17 protein-coding genes are annotated in these 16,996 nt (G+C 37.7%); 6 read left to right on the top strand and 11 right to left on the bottom strand.

Going from position 1 to position 16,996, the window contains the following annotated elements:
* Positions 1-6 precede the first annotated feature (6 nt).
* Together F0365_RS01585 and F0365_RS01590 are read right to left on the bottom strand one after the other, a co-directional pair.
* Positions 7-1,014 (bottom strand): IS30 family transposase, encoded by a 1,008-nt coding sequence (locus F0365_RS01585; protein ID WP_169932044.1) that lies wholly within the window; start codon positions 1,012-1,014, stop codon positions 7-9.
* 241 nt (positions 1,015-1,255) lie between these two features.
* Positions 1,256-2,065 carry a glycosyltransferase family 2 protein gene (locus F0365_RS01590; RefSeq protein ID WP_169932045.1) on the bottom strand — a complete coding sequence of 270 codons (810 nt, stop codon included), beginning with the start codon at positions 2,063-2,065 and terminating at the stop codon, positions 1,256-1,258.
* A gap of 31 nt (positions 2,066-2,096) precedes the next feature.
* Between F0365_RS01590 and F0365_RS01595 the strand changes: the two genes are divergently transcribed.
* The gene (locus tag F0365_RS01595) at positions 2,097-3,242 is read left to right on the top strand and encodes a glycosyltransferase (protein WP_169932046.1); all 1,146 of its coding nucleotides are present in this window, start codon (positions 2,097-2,099) and stop codon (positions 3,240-3,242) included.
* A gap of 225 nt (positions 3,243-3,467) precedes the next feature.
* Here the strand turns inward: F0365_RS01595 and F0365_RS01600 are convergent, their stop codons facing one another.
* From F0365_RS01600 to F0365_RS01620, 5 genes are all read right to left on the bottom strand, one after another.
* On the bottom strand, positions 3,468-3,752 hold the full coding sequence (locus F0365_RS01600) for a hypothetical protein (RefSeq protein ID WP_169932047.1): 285 nt from the start codon (positions 3,750-3,752) through the stop codon (positions 3,468-3,470).
* Positions 3,753-4,000: 248 nt separating this feature from the next.
* Entirely contained in the window at positions 4,001-5,344 is a 1,344-nt protein-coding gene (locus F0365_RS01605) for a dihydrolipoamide acetyltransferase family protein (protein ID WP_169932048.1), read from the bottom strand.
* Between the two features lie 131 nt (positions 5,345-5,475).
* Positions 5,476-6,591 carry a glycosyltransferase family 2 protein gene (locus F0365_RS01610; protein WP_169932049.1) on the bottom strand — a complete coding sequence of 372 codons (1,116 nt, stop codon included), beginning with the start codon at positions 6,589-6,591 and terminating at the stop codon, positions 5,476-5,478.
* Positions 6,592-6,594: 3 nt separating this feature from the next.
* Positions 6,595-7,212: a recombination mediator RecR gene (recR, locus tag F0365_RS01615; RefSeq protein ID WP_101012228.1), complete on the bottom strand. Its 618-nt coding sequence runs from the start codon at positions 7,210-7,212 to the stop codon at positions 6,595-6,597.
* Positions 7,213-7,639: 427 nt separating this feature from the next.
* Positions 7,640-8,176 carry a DUF1599 domain-containing protein gene (locus tag F0365_RS01620; RefSeq protein ID WP_169932050.1) on the bottom strand — a complete coding sequence of 179 codons (537 nt, stop codon included), beginning with the start codon at positions 8,174-8,176 and terminating at the stop codon, positions 7,640-7,642.
* Positions 8,177-8,394: 218 nt separating this feature from the next.
* Here F0365_RS01620 and folP point away from each other — a divergent pair, with 218 nt between their 5' ends.
* From folP to F0365_RS01640, 4 genes are read left to right on the top strand one after another with little or no spacing between them, the layout of a single operon-like run.
* Complete coding sequence (gene folP / locus F0365_RS01625; protein WP_169932051.1) at positions 8,395-9,225, top strand: dihydropteroate synthase; 831 nt, start codon at positions 8,395-8,397, stop codon at positions 9,223-9,225.
* Between the two features lie 15 nt (positions 9,226-9,240).
* Positions 9,241-10,017 (top strand): diadenylate cyclase CdaA, encoded by a 777-nt coding sequence (gene cdaA / locus F0365_RS01630; protein WP_169932052.1) that lies wholly within the window; start codon positions 9,241-9,243, stop codon positions 10,015-10,017.
* Entirely contained in the window at positions 10,017-10,280 is a 264-nt protein-coding gene (locus tag F0365_RS01635) for a hypothetical protein (protein WP_169932053.1), read from the top strand. The genes cdaA and F0365_RS01635 overlap by 1 nt, the downstream gene beginning before the upstream one ends.
* A 6-nt stretch (positions 10,281-10,286) precedes the next feature.
* Positions 10,287-11,105, top strand: a complete 819-nt coding sequence (locus F0365_RS01640) for a DUF3667 domain-containing protein (RefSeq protein WP_169932054.1) — start codon at positions 10,287-10,289, stop codon at positions 11,103-11,105.
* On the opposite strand, the gene F0365_RS01645 is transcribed toward F0365_RS01640, so the two are convergent.
* The 4 genes from F0365_RS01645 to F0365_RS01660 form a co-directional block, all read right to left on the bottom strand.
* Complete coding sequence (locus F0365_RS01645; protein ID WP_169932055.1) at positions 11,102-12,907, bottom strand: ABC transporter ATP-binding protein; 1,806 nt, start codon at positions 12,905-12,907, stop codon at positions 11,102-11,104. The two genes, F0365_RS01640 and F0365_RS01645, sit on opposite strands and share 4 nt — an antisense overlap.
* Before the next feature lies 1 nt (position 12,908).
* A complete protein-coding gene (locus F0365_RS01650; protein ID WP_169932056.1) occupies positions 12,909-13,373 on the bottom strand; it encodes a hypothetical protein in 465 nt (154 codons plus the stop codon).
* Complete coding sequence (gene truA / locus F0365_RS01655; protein ID WP_169932057.1) at positions 13,370-14,125, bottom strand: tRNA pseudouridine(38-40) synthase TruA; 756 nt, start codon at positions 14,123-14,125, stop codon at positions 13,370-13,372. Before truA ends, F0365_RS01650 begins: the two co-directional genes overlap by 4 nt.
* A 1,430-nt stretch (positions 14,126-15,555) precedes the next feature.
* Positions 15,556-15,726: a hypothetical protein gene (locus F0365_RS01660; protein WP_169932058.1), complete on the bottom strand. Its 171-nt coding sequence runs from the start codon at positions 15,724-15,726 to the stop codon at positions 15,556-15,558.
* Between the two features lie 620 nt (positions 15,727-16,346).
* Between F0365_RS01660 and F0365_RS01665 the strand changes: the two genes are divergently transcribed.
* On the top strand, positions 16,347-16,838 hold the full coding sequence (locus F0365_RS01665) for a metallophosphoesterase family protein (RefSeq protein WP_206071318.1): 492 nt from the start codon (positions 16,347-16,349) through the stop codon (positions 16,836-16,838).
* Positions 16,839-16,996: the final 158 nt, after the last annotated feature.

Here is a 16,996-nt window from a genome sequence, read left to right on the forward strand (position 1 = left end):
CTGAGTTCAACCCATAAGTGCAACAATCTTATTATTTAGGACTTCAATAGGATTGTTATAATTAAATTTTCTAACTGGTCTGTAATTTAGTAATCTTTCTACTTCTTTTATTCTCTTATCGGTAACTTTTCTAAGGTCTGTTTTCTTAGGAAAAAACCTTCTTATGACGCCGATTCTATTTTCAACTGTTCCTTTGTCTTGTGATGTATATGGTCTAGTGAAATAGGTTTTTACGTTTAAATCCTTAGCTATTTTATGATGGTATGCAAACTCTTTTCCATTATCAAAAGTGATAGTTTTAACCCATGATGTACTAAAGTTGGTTAATCTAGTTTTCATTTTCTCATAGACTTCATCAGCATTTTTACTACTTAATTTTTCTATCATAGTTATTAGAGTTGTTCTATCAGTCATTACTAACAATGCTGATTTATGTTCTTTACCCATCATTAAATCAACTTCTATATCTCCAATTCGCAATCTCTTTGAGACAACTTCTGGACGAGCTTCAATACCGACTCTTCCAGTAATGGCGCCTCTATTATCTTTCACGTTTTTACGTTTCTGTCTACGCCCATTATGACGTAAATGCTTGTGTAAATCCTTATACTCAGAGTGCTCTCTATGATTACTATGCTTTGCAGTCCAGATCCATTTATAAATTGTCTCATGACTTACACAGTTCTCAGACTCTTTTGCTAAACGATCTGATATAAGTTCTGGACTCCACTTTTCATAACTCATCAAACTAGCGATGCGTTTCTTTAAATGATCATTTAGGAGTACTCGCTTTGTTTTGTCACTATGACGTTTATCCGTTTTATGCTGGGCGTGCTCACCTATGTATAAGCCTGCTGTCCTACCTCGTTTAGTGATATTGCGCTTTAACTCTCCACTTATTGTACTGCGATGAACACTCAACTGTTCTGCAATCTTAGTCTGCGATAATCCTATATTGAATAAGGATTGTATTTGATACCATTGTCCAAGGCCTAGATGTTTGTAATTTTTCATGCAAGACGAATATAAATACTGAGCCTAAAACAGATGGGGCTAGCCCCATCTGTTTTAAATATTTATGTTGCACTTGTTACTTGAACTTAGACATATTCCTCTTTCTGTTTTGAAAAAGTATCTATAATAATCAAATCTAAAAGTTGCATTTATTAGTTGAATTCAAGTCATAAATGTTAATATTCGTTAATTTATTTAGTCAAACTTAGTTTAATGAAAGTCAGCTAATTATTACTTGAACTTAGAATTTGAAATAATCCTCAGCTCCATCTTGAAAGATTTTCATTTTATGTTTTAACTCAAAGAAATTAGTTACCAAACCTTTTCTAAACAAAAAGAAACCATATTTCCATTTCATAAAAGTAATATTTCTTTTTAAGTAAGCTGCTAGTGCTCCTCTTGAGTAGACCAAACGATCACTAGTTGCTTCCTCACTAGAGTTCAGCGCTTGATGTTTTACAATTGTTTTATTGACAAAATACGGTGCTAAATCCTGACAAAGCCCTTCATTTAAAAATACAAAATTCTCGCTATCTTGAAATTGCGCTCCTAAACCAAACCTCTCGTCAAAACTTAATCTCTCCCCTAAAGAATCTTTTTTAAAAGTGATTTCTGGAGATAAAACACTGCGCAAACTTGTCCTATTATGCGGCTGTTCTTTTAATGGATAATCCCAGTACAACCGCCCATTTTCAATAACTTCCGTTTGAAATGTTATGATACTGTTCGTCACTCTGTTGTGTGTACTTACAACATGTTCTATCGCATCTGGCATCACCAAACAATCATCGTCCAAAATCCAGCACAAGTCTTTGGTGCTGTTTTCAATAGCTAGATTCCGGCTTTTACTCAATCCTAGTTTGTTGACGTTAATCACTTTGATATGTTCCAAGTCAGAGCTTGCGGTGTTTGCTTCTGTTTGATTGATCACCAGTATGTTTGCCTTAACATCGGCAAGCGGTTGTTGAAACATAGATTCCAGAAACGATAGGTCATTGCGATTCATGGTCGCAATGAGAATTTCTAAATCTGTATTTTTATAACTGGGCAACTGCTTATCTTTACCTCAAAGATACTTCTATATGCGCATATTGCTGGTAGGTGAATACAGCGGTTTTCATAATGCCTTAAAACATGGACTACAACAATTAGGTCATGAAGTCAACATCGTGGGCGATGGCGATGGTTTTAAACGCTTTCCTGTAGACATAGAAGTAGGCAGTTCTTATTTTGAACAAAGCTGGTTGCATCGCAAAATAAAAGTAGGCTGGTGGAAGCTCACGGGTCGTAATTTAGAAGATCGCTTGAAGTTAGCCCGCTTTCGCGAAAGCGAGAACCTCTTAATAAACCACGACATTATACAATTTATCAACTCAAATCCATTTGGGTGCGAGCCTGATATAGAGAAAATAATGATCGATTTCCTTATTAAAAATAATGACACATCATTTCTTATAGCTTGCGGCGATGATTATGAATACGCCAAATACCTTACCGAAGAACACCTAGGTTATAGCATCCTAGAGGCCGTAAAACAGGATCCGAAAAATAAAAAAGAGCTCTTTCACACTTATAAATATTTAGGAGACGGCTATCGAGATAATTATTACAACATCATAAAAGCATCAGTAAAAATTATACCGAGTAATGTGGATTATGCGATGGCTTTAAAAAACCAAGGGAAAGCAACCGCGATCATTCCTGCTGCTATTAACTGTTCTAAATTCCACTTGCAACTCAACGAGAATATAGACCAGATTCATATTTTTATGGGAATTAACCGGGGGAATTATTGGAAAAAAGGTATCCATTATTTTGAGGAAGCGCTAGAAATCATCAAAACAAAATACGGAAAAAACATACAGATTACGATCGCAGAAAACCTTCCTTATCAAGAATACATTACCAGCTATAAGAGCGCGCATATTTTACTAGATCAAGTACTTTGCTATGATCAAGGTTATAATGCACTGGAAGCAATGGCTCAAGGTAAAGTGGTCTTTTCTGGAGGTAGTGAGTTGTATTTAAAAGCCCATAATTTAGATGCTATTGCCGTCATCGATGCACAGCCAGATGTCACCTATTTAGTAGATCAACTGTCTTTGCTGATCGATCAACCAAAAAAAATTCTTCAAATAGGAAGAGCAGCTAGAAAGCATGTGCTAGAATATCACGACAGTATCAGGATAGCAAAAGCCTATGAACAACATTACCGCAACATATTTTAGATCCATTGATTAGCTTGCTTATTTTAAACAAGCCTTCATTTGTATTTGCACAATTATAAAGACGTACCAGAACCTTATGAGGTAGTAGATATGCCGCTAGGTTGGTATTTTATTGTTGTTTTTGAAAGAAGGCTAAGCTTGTATTAGACTTTCTTTGAAGGGAAGGAATATATGGACTTAAGTATTGTTTTCTGTAGTGTGTAAAAATTGGATTTTAATTTCCTACTACCTGTTTTTCCATTGTATATCCATACCAGGAAAGTCTTCACTGGTTTTTTCTTTAGCTTGTTTAGGAATGAGAAACTCAAACTCTAAGGCTACTTCAAGACCGTCATCCAGATAGAACAACATGGTTTCTTCTCCTTCGTAATCACAAATCACAATAGCATGAATTTCATGAACAGCAAAGTATTCATCCTTTACTTCTTGAGGTTCTATAAACTCAAAAGAATGTAATACTTGTGCGCCTTTAAAATAATCTATCTGCTGTAAGTAGAGGTCTTTTTCCATATGGCAAAGGTAAGATTTTAAGAGGTTGAAAAAGCTAGTTTAGCTATGAATCGATTGATATACATTTTATTAATTCTTACAGAGCAAGTGCCGCCGAATTAAAAGAGTAAAGCATACCTGTTTTATTGCCATATGCGTACTCCTATTCCATAGCAAAAATTTTGTAGTAAGCTTTCTAACTGCCAGCCATAAAAAAAGCCAGTTCACAAGAACTGGCTTTAAATTTAAAATGAATTTTATCTTTTTAATTATACCGTACGATTTACATCAAAAGCTTCTAGTAATTGTGCTACTCGTTGCACAAATTTTCCACCCAGGGCTCCGTTGACTACTCTATGGTCGTAACTATGCGACAAGAACATTTTCATTCTGATACCTATAAAGTCTCCTTCTGGAGTTTCTACTACTGCTGGAACTTTTCTTATGGCTCCAAGAGCTAAGATTCCAACTTGTGGCTGATTGATAATAGGAGTTCCTAACACAGATCCAAAAGTACCTACATTAGTTACCGTATAGGTTCCACCTTGAGTATCGTCTGGTTTTAACTTACCTGTTCTTGATCTGTTTGCAAGATCATTTACTGATTTTGCCATGCCTACCAAATTCAATTGGTCTGCATTTTTGATAACAGGTACAATTAAGTTACCATCTGGTAAGGCAGCTGCCATCCCTAAATTGATGTTTTTACGCTTGATAATTCTATCTCCATCAATAGCGACATTCATCAATGGGAATTCTTTTAAAGCTTGTGCCACCGCTTCCATAAAAATAGGCGTAAAGGTAAGGTTCTCGCCTTCTCTTTGTTTAAAGCCGTCTTTATGTTTCTTTCTCCAGTTCCAGATATTAGTAACATCACATTCTATAAAACTTTGAACATGCGCACTAGTTTGGACCGATGCTACCATGTGATGAGCGATGAGTTTCCCCATACGAGTCATTTCTATAATCTCATCTTCTCCATTTACAGAAATAGGAGTTGCAGTAGGAGCTTGTTTAGGAGCCGCAGCATTTGATGCTGGTGCTGGTGCTGCTGGAGATTTAGGCGCTGTAGAAGTAGTTGCTACTTTACCTGATTTTTTATCGGCCACATATTTTAAAATATCGTCTTTAGTAACACGACCATCTTTTCCTGTACCAGAAATAGACTCTAATTCTGAAAGGGAAATGTTTTCTTCTTTGGCAATATTTTTAACAAGTGGGGAGTAAAAAGCATCACTATCTTCATAGCTCACACTTTCGGTCACTTGTTTGATTTGGTTTTCAACTTCAGCTGCAGCAGTTGTTATTTCTGGCGTGCTAGCTGCTAATTCAGATTCTGTTGCAGCAGCGGGAGCGTCTCCACTGTCTTCCCCTGCGATTTCTATAATGGCAATCGTTTGTCCTACTTGAACGACATCATCTACTTGAAATAAAATTTCCACTAGTGTACCATCTACCTCGCTAGGCACTTCACTATCTACCTTATCAGTAGCTATTTCTAATACAGGCTCATCCATCTCGATGGTGTCGCCGACATTTTTAAGCCATGAAGTAATTGTAGCCTCTGCCACAGATTCTCCCATTTTAGGTAATTTCAGTTCAAATTTTGCCATAACTAATTAGGTACTATAACGTTTTCAATTAGTTTGCAAAAGTACAAATTAAAGACTTTACAATTGCGAATTACTCACTGATATAGGAATATTTTAAAATTCGTTGTCGATCGTCTAAAGAATCTAATGTTCTATTGCATATTTTTCACCTCTCCACGAGAGGTACTGCTGTCACTTCCTATACAAAAATCTCTTTTTTGTGCTATAAATCTATAACTATGCTTAGTGTTTTCAGACATATACTTCATGATAGCTGTTAGTTCTAAACTTTTCAAATCCCATAAAATTTGAAACCCTGTCGTCTCCTTACTTTTTAACTGCTCCAAGCTCAAACAGGTCATTTTATCTAATTGAAAAGTAGGGTCATCAGTAACTAGAACGATCTCTGTAAAGTCATTCCTGTTGGAGTTTTCTGTGCTCCTAGGGAAAGCAATCATGCCTTTAATCAATAGATCAATAGCGTTTTTCTCTACTGCCGATTGCCTAAAATATTTATCATAAAACAAGCCCATCGCACCATAAAACCGTTGGAGGTACAGCTTGTCTTTTACCGTACTTTCTCCTTTGAAGTGAATCACTTTTTGATCCCCTAAGTAATAATTTTCATAGCCTTTTTGTAAGGCCGTATAACTCAAATCGATGTCCTCTCCGTACATGAAATAACGCTCGTCAAAGCCACCACACTCATCGTAGACTTTCTTATTACAAAACATAAAGGCTCCTACCAGCACGTCCACTTTTCCTTTTTCGTTTTGATCGACTTCATGATAATAATAACCGCTGCTGTTACCCAACATTTTTTGCCTAGCCACCTTGGGTGTTGGAATGTGTCTTTTACTTTCTGGCAAGAAGGCTCCAGTTCCGTCTATAAGTTGGGCTCCTATAAAACCTGCTTTGGGTTCCGCTTTCCCTTCGACAAGCTCAGGGCGGCGCGCGAAAGCTAAACATTCTTCAAAAACCTTCTCCCCTACTAATGTATCTGGATTTAAAATACAGAGGTAAGTCCCTTGGGCTTTTGCTACGGCAAGATTATTCCCTTTTGAAAAGCCGTAATTCTCCTCGTGAGCGATCACTTTTACACGACCCGCATAGACAGATGCTAACATCTCTAAACTGGAATCTATAGAGTTATTGTCTGCAACGATGATTTCTGCTTCTATGTTTTTGGTAGCTTTTAGAACGCTATACAAACAGAGCTCTAAAAAAGCTGCGGTATTGTAGTTGAGTATGACTATGGATAATTCCAACGGCTAATTTTTAAGCGAATTCTCGTAAGGAACCCGGTGCAAAATACTTCTCCCTAAAGTTACCTCATCTGCAAATTCCAGCTCATCTCCTACAGCTATTCCTCTGGCGATAGTGGACGTATTCACCTCTAATCCATCGAGCTGTTTGAAAATATAGAAATTGGTGGTGTCTCCCTCGATAGTTGGACTGAGAGCAAAAATGATTTCAGTAACTCCTGCATTTTTAACACGTTCTACTAAGGACCTTACCTTAAGATCTTGTGGTCCTATACCGTCCATAGGGCTGATTTTGCCTCCTAAAACATGATACAAACCTCGGTACTGACTGGTATTTTCAATGGCCATCACATCTCTTATGTCTTCTACCACGCAAACAATGGTTTGATCGCGGCTGTGACTAGCACAAATTTCGCAAATCTCTACATCGCTCACATTATGGCACTGCTTGCAAAAGTTCAAATCGTGACGCATTCTTAACAATGCTTGAGAAAGGGCATCTGTATTTTGCTCTGGCTGCCGCATAAGGTGCAATACCAGTCGCAATGCCGTACGCTTGCCTATTCCGGGTAATTGCGATACTTGATCGACGGCTTCTTCTAAAATTTTTGAGGAGAAATTCATGAGTTGCGAAGATAGAAAAGAGTTGTTAGGTGCGCGTCTTTAAAAGCAAACTTAATTAGATCTCGTTTCTAGTTCAATAAAAGCTTGTTAATTCCAACACTGAAGCCTCCTTTGTCCTCTCAGATAGTTCCTCCAAGGGAGGCAAATCTGATCAAAAAACATCGAGAATTTTCCAACCAATTCTGACCTGCCACGGAATGACTTATTTTAATTACTTAACCGATGCGAGACCTCAAAGATTTTAAAACCCTTTGAGCTTTGATAAGTAGTTATACAGCATCTCGATAAAACTAACCGATTCCGCTATACTGCGCAATGATAGATGGAGGTTTTTTCTAGCATCATTAAATGCGTTTAACAGCTAGACCTTGTACTGAATTCTAAGAAATCACATATAAATCGCTACGGCGATTTTAGGGAACTTGGGCTACTGCCCAAGATGAATCATCGCAAAAACGGCATAATTGATCATGTCTTGGTAATTAGCATCCAGCCCTTCTGACACAATGGTTTTTCCTTGATTGTTTTCTATTTGCTTTACTCGCAATAGTTTTTGTAAAATCAAATCGGTCAACGAACTTACTCGCATGTCTCTCCACGCCTCGCCATAATCATGATTTTTATCCATCATTAATTGTTTGGTTACCGCCACATGATGATCGTATTGAGCTAGAGACTCTTCTAGTGATAAATCAGGCTGCTCTACAACTCCTTTATCTAGTTGCACTAGAGCCATGATGGAATAGTTGATAATTCCAATAAATTCGCTTTCTTGTCCTTCGTCTACTTTTGACTCTGCCAAAGTTTGCAGTCCTCTGATGCGTTGCGCTTTTATAAAAATCTGATCTGTAAGTGATGGCAAACGCAGGATGCGCCATGCACTACCGTAATCTTTCATTTTATTAGAAAACAAATCACGACATTGTGTGATCACGACATCATATTGCTGGCTGGTTTGCGACATAAGGGCTATAAATTTTGCGTAAATTTCGCATTTAAAACTCAATTATCCACATTGAAGTGATTTATACTTTTACTATTTACTAAAAAATGAACCTTTTCCGCCCCTTTTTTGTCTTTTATAAAACTCATAGCGGTGCTATGCTGATTTAAAAAGACTTCAAATGAACAAAAAATGTTTAATTTTCGCTTTCATATTAAAAGTATAAATCCCTTCATTTCATGGCAACTATAAATTGTGCAGGTACACTTATCGACCTTTCTACACCTCACGTGATGGGCATTGTCAACTGTACACCAGATTCTTTTTACGACGGTGGAAAGCTTAAAAACGATGCCGCTATATTGAATCAGGTAGAGAAAATGCTAACTGAAGGCGCTACTTTTATAGACGTGGGTGGCTACAGTTCTAGACCTAACGGTACTGACATTTCTGTAAAGGAAGAGTTGTCCAGAGTTTTACCTGTTCTTGATTTGATTACCGCTCGTTTTACGATTAAGGGGTTGAGTTGTGACAGCTTTCGCGAAAGCGTGATAGAAAAAGCTATTCAACACGGTGCCAGTATTGTGAACGATATAAGCGCAGGTCTTTTATCGGAACCTATGCTTCAAACAGTTGGAAAGGCAAAGATTCCTTACATCATGATGCACATGCGTGGCACACCACAAACGATGAAGTCGATGACTCGTTATGAAGATATGGTGATAGAAATCAATCATTATTTTTCTGAACGCATTGCAGCCGCGCGAGCTTGCGGCATCAACGATATTGTGATTGATCCAGGTTTTGGCTTTGCAAAAACTCGTGAACAGAATTTTGAACTCTTGTCTGATTTAGAATTGCTACATGCACATCAGGTACCAATTCTCGCTGGAGTATCCCGTAAGTCTATGATTTATAAAACCTTAGAGATCACTGTCCAAGAAGCCTTAAACGGCACCACCGCACTTCACATGGCGTGTTTATTAAAAGGCGCTAAGATATTACGCGTTCACGATGTAAAAGAAGCTGTGGAAACTATACAACTGTATAATGAGATACCAATAAATTAATTCTATTTTAGCTCTATGGAACTTCCAGGATTTAGAATCATAGATTTGATAGACATATTGCTGGTAGCAGCAGTGGTATACTACTTATATCGTCTAGTTAAAGGAACTGCGGCGCTCAATATTTTTATAGGGATATTTATCATCTATTTGATTTACCAACTGACTGTTTTTATGAAAATGGAAATGTTGAGTCAGGCATTGGGTGCCGTTACCGGAGCTGGAGTAGTGGCATTAATTGTTGTTTTCCAACAAGAAATAAGGCGCTTCTTATTGATGTTGGGCTCTACAAAATTCACATCTCGAAAACGGTTTTTTAAACAGTTGCGTATTTTTCAAGAAGAACAGGATAACAACCACATGGTGGTCAATGAAATAGTAAAAGCTTGTGAGAAAATGAGCCTTACTAAAACGGGGGCTTTGATAGGTATTAAAAGAGATGGTTCTTTAGAATTTGTAAAAAACACTGGAGATGTTCAAGATATTTTAGTCAACTCTTCTATCATACAAAGTATTTTTTACAAAAACAGCACGCTTCACGATGGAGCTATGATCGTGGAAGGAAATAAAATCACTGCAACCCGAGTCATTTTGCCAATTTCTGAAAACAGAAAAATACCTCAACGTTTTGGCCTGCGACACAGAGCAGCTTTAGGCCTTACAGAACGCAGCAGTGCTATTGCTTTGATCGTAAGTGAAGAAACAGGACAAATTTCTTTAGTTCACGAAGGAGAATTTGAAACCTTTACCGATACCAAACAACTTGCTGCCAAAATAAAATCCCATCTCGCTTAATGGAACGTCATTCTAAAAACTGTAGTAAAATGCTTTATGCAGGACAGCACTTTTGTCCCAACTGCGGTTCCAGATGGGTAGATTATAGATCAACACCTCGTAAAATCACTACAGATTTATCAGAACGCTATTTGGGAACTGAAAATGTTTTTCTGATCACCATCCTTGGTTTACTGCGTTATCCTGAAGATGTGATCAACGGCTATATCAGTGGCCTATATCTAATACAACCCCAAGTTTTCTCTAACGTAAAAATGGTATAACTGATCATGGAAAGACACTGTAAAAACTGCAGCGAAATGATTTATGCTGGCAAGAATTTCTGTTCTAGCTGTGGCGCAAAATGGCTAGAGAATCGCATATCGATGAAGCAGGTAACTCAAGACTTCAGTGACCTTTACTTAGGTATAGACACTAAATTTGTGCGCACATTTATGGATCTTTTTAAAAAGCCTGAAGCCGTAATTACGGGTTATATGAATGGGCGTCGTGTGAATTATATGGACGCTATGCGCTATTTGTTATTAGCTCTATTTGTGACAGGTATCTATACTTTTGTTCTTAAAAACACAGGTTCTTTTGAAAACATCCTCGCTTCTCAAGAAGCTGCTTATGAGCAAATGAACTACAGTGCTGAGCAACTAGCAATGACTAAAAAAATCAATGAGGAGTTCGGTAAATATGTCTTTGATTTCCAAGGATTCTTTTTATTACTCACCATTCCATTTTTGGCATTAGCTGCTAGAATTACCTTTTGGGGTAAGAAGTATTTTAATTTTACAGAGCAAATGCTGTTCTACATGTATACCTATGGGCATTCTGTAATTGTCACCACCCCATTTACGATACTTATCATTTTGATATTCCCCAACGCTGTGCTCTATTTAGGATTTGTAAGTTTCCCATTGATGTATCTCTATAACATGTATTGTTATAAAAGATGCTTTAAGCTACACAACCGGACTATAATTTCAAAAACGTTGATTTCGTTTTTTGTGATATTGGGCTTATTTATAGCTGTAATTACAGTCGCCGGTATTATAGGAATTATGGTTGGTATACTACTTAAGGCAACCAGTGTTATTTAAGCCACTTCTTGTTTTAAGAACTGCACTTCATAAAGATTTTTATAATAGCCGTTTTCTTTTTCTAAAAGCTCGCTGTGTGTACCCATCTCTACGATCTCCCCTGCGTCCATCACGATAATTTTATCTGCTTTTTTGATGGTTGCCAGTCGGTGAGCGATGACTATGGAGGTACGTCCTTCTGTAATGATATCCGTGGCATCTTGAATCAATTGCTCACTGTAAGAATCTACAGAACTGGTGGCTTCATCAAGAATTAAAACGCTTGGATTAGACACATAAGCTCTTAGAAAAGCAATCAACTGACGTTGTCCAGAACTCAGCATCACTCCTCTTTCCTTAACGTTGTATTGATAGCCATTAGGCAAAGCCATGATGAATTTGTGAACCCCAATTTTCTTTGCAGCTGCAACCACGTCTTCTTCGGTTATTTCTGGATTTTGAAGTGTAATGTTGTTTAATATAGTGTCTGCAAACAAGAAAACGTCTTGTAGCACAACAGCTATTTGTGATCTAAGTGATGTTAATTGATAGGCTTTCGCGGAAGCGGAATCAATCAAAATCTCTCCACTATTAATTTCATAGAAACGCGATAACAAATTGATAATCGTAGATTTTCCTGCTCCGGTGGCACCAACTATAGCGACCGTTTCTCCTGCGGCTACCTTAAAACTCAGGTTTTTCAAGACCAACTCATTTTCTACATAACCAAAATCTACATTTTTAAATTCGATGTTCCCCTGAAGATCTGAAGCGATCAACGCCCCACTATCTTCTATTTGAGATGTTGTATCCAAAATTCCAAAAACACGATTTGCAGCTACCATTCCCATTTGTAGGGTATTGAATTTATCGGCAATCTGTCGTAAAGGTCTAAAAAGCTTTTGCGATAGATCGATAAACATCACGATCGTACCTATTTCTACAATGTTTACTTCACCGCCTATATTGATCACCACACCTATATAAACGATAAGACCTATAGTGATGCTAGACGCCATCTCTGCAATAGGAAAGAAAATAGAGTTGTACCAAACCGTCTTTACCCAGGCATTTCTATGTTTATTATTGATCTCTTTGAACTGCTCGTACTCTATTTTTTCACGATTAAAGATTTGCACAATCTTCATTCCCGTCACTCGTTCTTGAACAAAAGAATTGAGATTACTTACTTGACTACGCACTTCTTCAAAAGCCACCTTCATCGCTTTTTGAAAAACCCTAGTAGCATAAAGAATAAATGGCATGACAATTAGCGCAATTAGAGTCAATTTCCAACTAGACAGAGCCATGAATGCAAGAACTACAACCATTTTCAACAAGTCTGAAATGATAACAAATAGTCCCTGAGAAAATATACTAGCGATGGTTTCTATATCACTTACTGCTCTAGTCACTAACTTTCCTACCGCACTTTTGTCAAAATACTGCATTTTGAACCCCATCATGTGTTTGAAAAGCTTCAATCGCAAATCTCTAATCACCTGCTGCCCCAGCCAGTTAGCGTAATAGATAAAACTGAGTTGTAGCAATACTTCTACTATAAGGACTGCAATCATCAACCCCATGAGCCCTATAAAGCCGCCATATTCCATACCCAAAATGGTATTCAACCCATTAAACTCTTTAGGAATAATGTGATTATCTATAGCAACCTTAATTAAATAAGGCATTCCGATGGCCACTACAGCTATCAAAATAGCACTGAGCGCTACAAAGTAATAGGTGAGTTGGTAAGGTTTAGTAAAAGACAGCAGCCTTTTAAAAAGTCCCAAGTTAAAAGCGTTACCTGAAGTTGATGCCATATTATTTTAATAAATGCGCAATTTTAGAACGCAATTCTTCTTCTTTTTGAGTACCGATAATATATTGCTTATCGGCAGTTTTGATATGTATTCCTTTAGAACCTCTTACATTATAAACCGTTCCGTAACTGGTCCATATTCTAATACCCCAGCCACCTACAAATCCATAATCGATGATTTGCGCCTGTTTTAAAGCATCCCAAAAAAATTCTCTTCTTACAAATGGGAAAAAAGAAACGGTTATTTTCTCATCGGTGATGGTTGTGGTCATTTTAGAGGCTAAAAATAAAACCAAAATACCAACGACTAGGACACTTGTGATAATTTTATCAATAGTCCATTGATCTACAAAGCTTTCTGACCAATTAAAAAATGATGCCGGGATTAATAATAGACCCAGAATAATTACCCACAACCACCACTGATCAAATTTTTGAGTTTCTTGAAATAAGGTCTTATCTGTCATAAAAATAATTCATTAGGATAATGGATTTGAGTCAAAAATAAACCTTCAGCAGGAGCACTTGCACCAGCTTGACCTCTATCTTTTGAAGCTATGATTTTATGCATGTCTTCTACGGTCTTTTTACCATAGCCTATATCTAATAGAGTTCCTACAATTGCCCTTACCATATTGCGCAAGAATCGGTTTGCGGTAATATGAAAGATTACTTTGTGCTCTTGGAATTCAAAATGAGCTTCGGTAAGATCACATATAAAAGTTTTTACATCTGTATTGGTCCGAGAAAAACATTCAAAATCTTTGTATTGAGGTAGAATTGCAGCTGCTTGTTGCATCAGCTCAAAATCTGGCTTTCTAAAAAGCACGTAAGCCTGTCGTACTTGAAACGGATCTGGTCGCAGTAAAAAATGATATTCATAAGAACGTTTATAGGCATGAAAACGCGCATGAGCATCTTCCTTCACTGATTTGATATTGTAAACGGCGATGTCTTTAGGTATCCATCTGTTCAATCGGTACACTAAATGTTTTAGATCAATTTCTCCTGCAACATCAAAATGAGCGACCATATGTCCTGCATGAACTCCAGCATCAGTTCTTCCCGCACCTTGAACAACTATTTTTTCACGTAACATTTTTTGCAAGCCATCTTCCAGCACTTCTTGCACAGAAATACTTTGTGGCTGTCTCTGCCAGCCATGATAGGCAGTACCGTCGTAAGCCAGCTCTATAAAATATCTTGATTTTTCTTGCATTGGTACAAAGATAAGTGGAATGAATTTGAAATCGAACTGGAAATCGAACTGGAAATAGATTCATTTGATGTGGAAATTCTGACGAATGACTTGTCGCGTTCCCTTCGAGAAACCACGTGACGACAAACAACAGTCTTTTTCTTGTAGAGATTTTGACGACAGACTGGCTCGTATATCGCTGCGCTTTTAACTTTGCTGACGAAATACAAACGACTTTTTGACGAAAGACTTGCCGGTTATCGCGGCGCTTTTAACTTTGCTGACGAATTATCGAAGGACTATTTTGTGCTGCTGGAAAATCGGTGTGCAGAGAGTATTCATCTATGGATATTATACAACGCTGATTTGTTCAGCATCCAGTAATCATTCTCGATGAAATTATAAACCTCAATAATAAAACCCAGCACCTTTATCTCATTGTCCTGCGGACATTTCCCTAAGGATAACCTATATAACAAGATTTGCAGGTTGTCAAATAACATCTTGATGATCACTAAAATTCTGATACATAATGGATCCCAGATAAATTTGGGAACAGACACCTTGCTTCAATTATATGATCTCTAAGCCAAATTTTCTGGGAGGACAAAAGATGTTCTATCGCCACGAGATCTTCCAAAGGAAACACGAGCCGTCTTCTCCCAGTCGTCGGTCGTCACGAGAGTTCCCGAAGGGAACGCAAGAAGTCGGTTGTCGCTTCTTACTCAAAAACTCACCGCTCAAAGCTCAAAGCTCACAGACTCATAGACTATAAGTAGCTTTGTAACATGAAAATATTGCTCCTTTCTGACACACACACAATCATCTGGATGATTTCATAATCAACCACTTTGCCTTAATTATATAATTCCTCCATCAAATTTTCTGGGAGGACAAAAAAAGCTGTTCTATCGCCACGAGATTTTCTGTAAGAAAAGCAAACCGTCTTTTATCGGTCGTCTATCGTCACGAGAGTTCCCGAAGGAATATCGAGCCATCAGTCGTCATTTCAAACTCAAAAACTCACCGCTCAAAGCTCACAGACTCATAGACTCATAGACTCATAGACTCATAGACTATAAGTAGCTTTGTAACATGAAAATATTGCTCCTTTCTTACACACACACAATCATCTGGATGATTTTATAATCAACCACTTTGCCTTAATTATATAATTCCTCCATCAAATTTTCTGGGAGGACAAAAGCTGTTCTATCGCCACGAGATTTTCTGTAAGAAAAGCAAACCGTCTTTTATCGGTCGTCTCTCGTCACGAGAGTTCCCGAAGGGAACGCAAGAAGTCGGTTGTCGCTTCTTACTCAAAAACTCACCGCTCAAAGCTCACAGACTCATAGACTCATAGACTATAAGTAGCTTTGTAACATGAAAATATTGCTCCTTTCTTACACACACACAATCATCTGGATGATTTTATAATCATCCACTTTGCCTTAATTATATAATTCCTCCATCAAATTTTCTGGGAGGACAAAAAAAGCTGTTCTATCGCCACGAGATCTTCCAAAGGAAACACGAGCCGTCTTCTCCCAGTCGTCGGTCGTCACGAGAGTTCCCGAAGGGAACGCAAGAAGTCGGTTGTCGCTTCTTACTAAAAAACTCACCGCTCAAAGCTCACAGACTCATAGACTCATAGACTATAAGTAGCTTTGTAACATGAAAATATTGCTCCTTTCTTACACACACACAATCATCTGGATGATTTTATAATCAACCACTTTGCCTTAATTATATAATTCCTCCATCAAATTTTCTGGGAGGACAAAAAAAGCTGTTCTATCGCCACGAGATCTTCCAAAGGAAACACGAGCCGTCTTCTCCCAGTCGTCGGTCGTCACGAGAGTTCCCGAAGAGAACGCAAGAAGTCGGTTGTCGCTTCTTACTCAAAAACTCACCGCTCAAAGCTCAAAGCTCACAGACTCATAGACTATAAGTACCTTTGTATCATGAAAATATTGCTCCTTTCTGACACACACAGTCACCTAGATGATTTTATAATCAACCACTTTGCCTTAATTATATAATTACTCCATCAAATTTTCTGGGAGGACAAAAAAAGCTGTTCTATCGCCACGAGATTTTCTGTAAGAAAAGCAAACCGTCTTTTATCGGTCGTCTCTCGTCACGAGAGTTCCCGAAGGAATATCGAGCCATCAGTCGTCATTTCAAACTCAAAAACTCACCGCTCAAAGCTCACAGACTCGCAGACTATAAGTACCTTTGTATCATGAAAATATTGCTCCTCTCTGACACACACAGTCACCTAGATGATTTTATAATCAAATATATCAACCAAGCCGATGAAGTATGGCACGCAGGAGATATAGGCGATTTAAAAGTTACTGATCAAATTGCTACCTTAAAACCTTTACGAGCCGTTTATGGCAATATTGATGATGGCCAAGCGAGAATGCAGTTTCCTTTAAACAATAGGTTTATTTGTGAAGGAATGGATATTTGGATCACCCATATAGGCGGTTATCCAGGGAGGTATAACCAGCGCGTGCGGTCTGAGATCTACAACAACCCACCAGATCTATTTATTTGTGGCCACTCTCATATTCTTAAAGTGATCAACGATAAAAAGATCAATTGCCTGCACATGAATCCCGGTGCGATAGGAATGCACGGGTTTCATAAAAAACGCACCATGTTGCGATTTGAAATCAATGATGGAAAGATTAGTAACCTTGAGGTTATTGAGAAGGATCGGTAGTATTTGTTATATTAAATGCAAATTTTAGTAACCACATTGTTCATATTTATTTCTCACGTTATTTAACAGACTGGTAGGTCACGATTAATTAAAAAACCAAACTATCATTATTACCGCACTATTCTTAAGTTTTCAAAACTAAAAAAGCTGCCTAATCT

This window comes from Nonlabens sp. Ci31, from assembly GCF_012974865.1.
GTDB lineage: Bacteria > Bacteroidota > Bacteroidia > Flavobacteriales > Flavobacteriaceae > Nonlabens.

Coding starts and splice junctions, on each gene's coding strand:
- F0365_RS01585 (WP_169932044.1), bottom strand. CDS start 1,014: ATGAAAAATTACAAACATCTAGGCCTTGGACAATGGTATCAAATACAA.
- F0365_RS01595 (WP_169932046.1), top strand. CDS start 2,097: ATGCGCATATTGCTGGTAGGTGAATACAGCGGTTTTCATAATGCCTTA.
- F0365_RS01600 (WP_169932047.1), bottom strand. CDS start 3,752: ATGGAAAAAGACCTCTACTTACAGCAGATAGATTATTTTAAAGGCGCA.
- F0365_RS01605 (WP_169932048.1), bottom strand. CDS start 5,344: ATGGCAAAATTTGAACTGAAATTACCTAAAATGGGAGAATCTGTGGCA.
- recR (WP_101012228.1), bottom strand. CDS start 7,212: ATGAATTTCTCCTCAAAAATTTTAGAAGAAGCCGTCGATCAAGTATCG.
- F0365_RS01620 (WP_169932050.1), bottom strand. CDS start 8,176: ATGTCGCAAACCAGCCAGCAATATGATGTCGTGATCACACAATGTCGT.
- folP (WP_169932051.1), top strand. CDS start 8,395: ATGGCAACTATAAATTGTGCAGGTACACTTATCGACCTTTCTACACCT.
- cdaA (WP_169932052.1), top strand. CDS start 9,241: ATGGAACTTCCAGGATTTAGAATCATAGATTTGATAGACATATTGCTG.
- F0365_RS01635 (WP_169932053.1), top strand. CDS start 10,017: ATGGAACGTCATTCTAAAAACTGTAGTAAAATGCTTTATGCAGGACAG.
- F0365_RS01640 (WP_169932054.1), top strand. CDS start 10,287: ATGGAAAGACACTGTAAAAACTGCAGCGAAATGATTTATGCTGGCAAG.
- F0365_RS01645 (WP_169932055.1), bottom strand. CDS start 12,907: ATGGCATCAACTTCAGGTAACGCTTTTAACTTGGGACTTTTTAAAAGG.
- F0365_RS01650 (WP_169932056.1), bottom strand. CDS start 13,373: ATGACAGATAAGACCTTATTTCAAGAAACTCAAAAATTTGATCAGTGG.
- truA (WP_169932057.1), bottom strand. CDS start 14,125: ATGCAAGAAAAATCAAGATATTTTATAGAGCTGGCTTACGACGGTACT.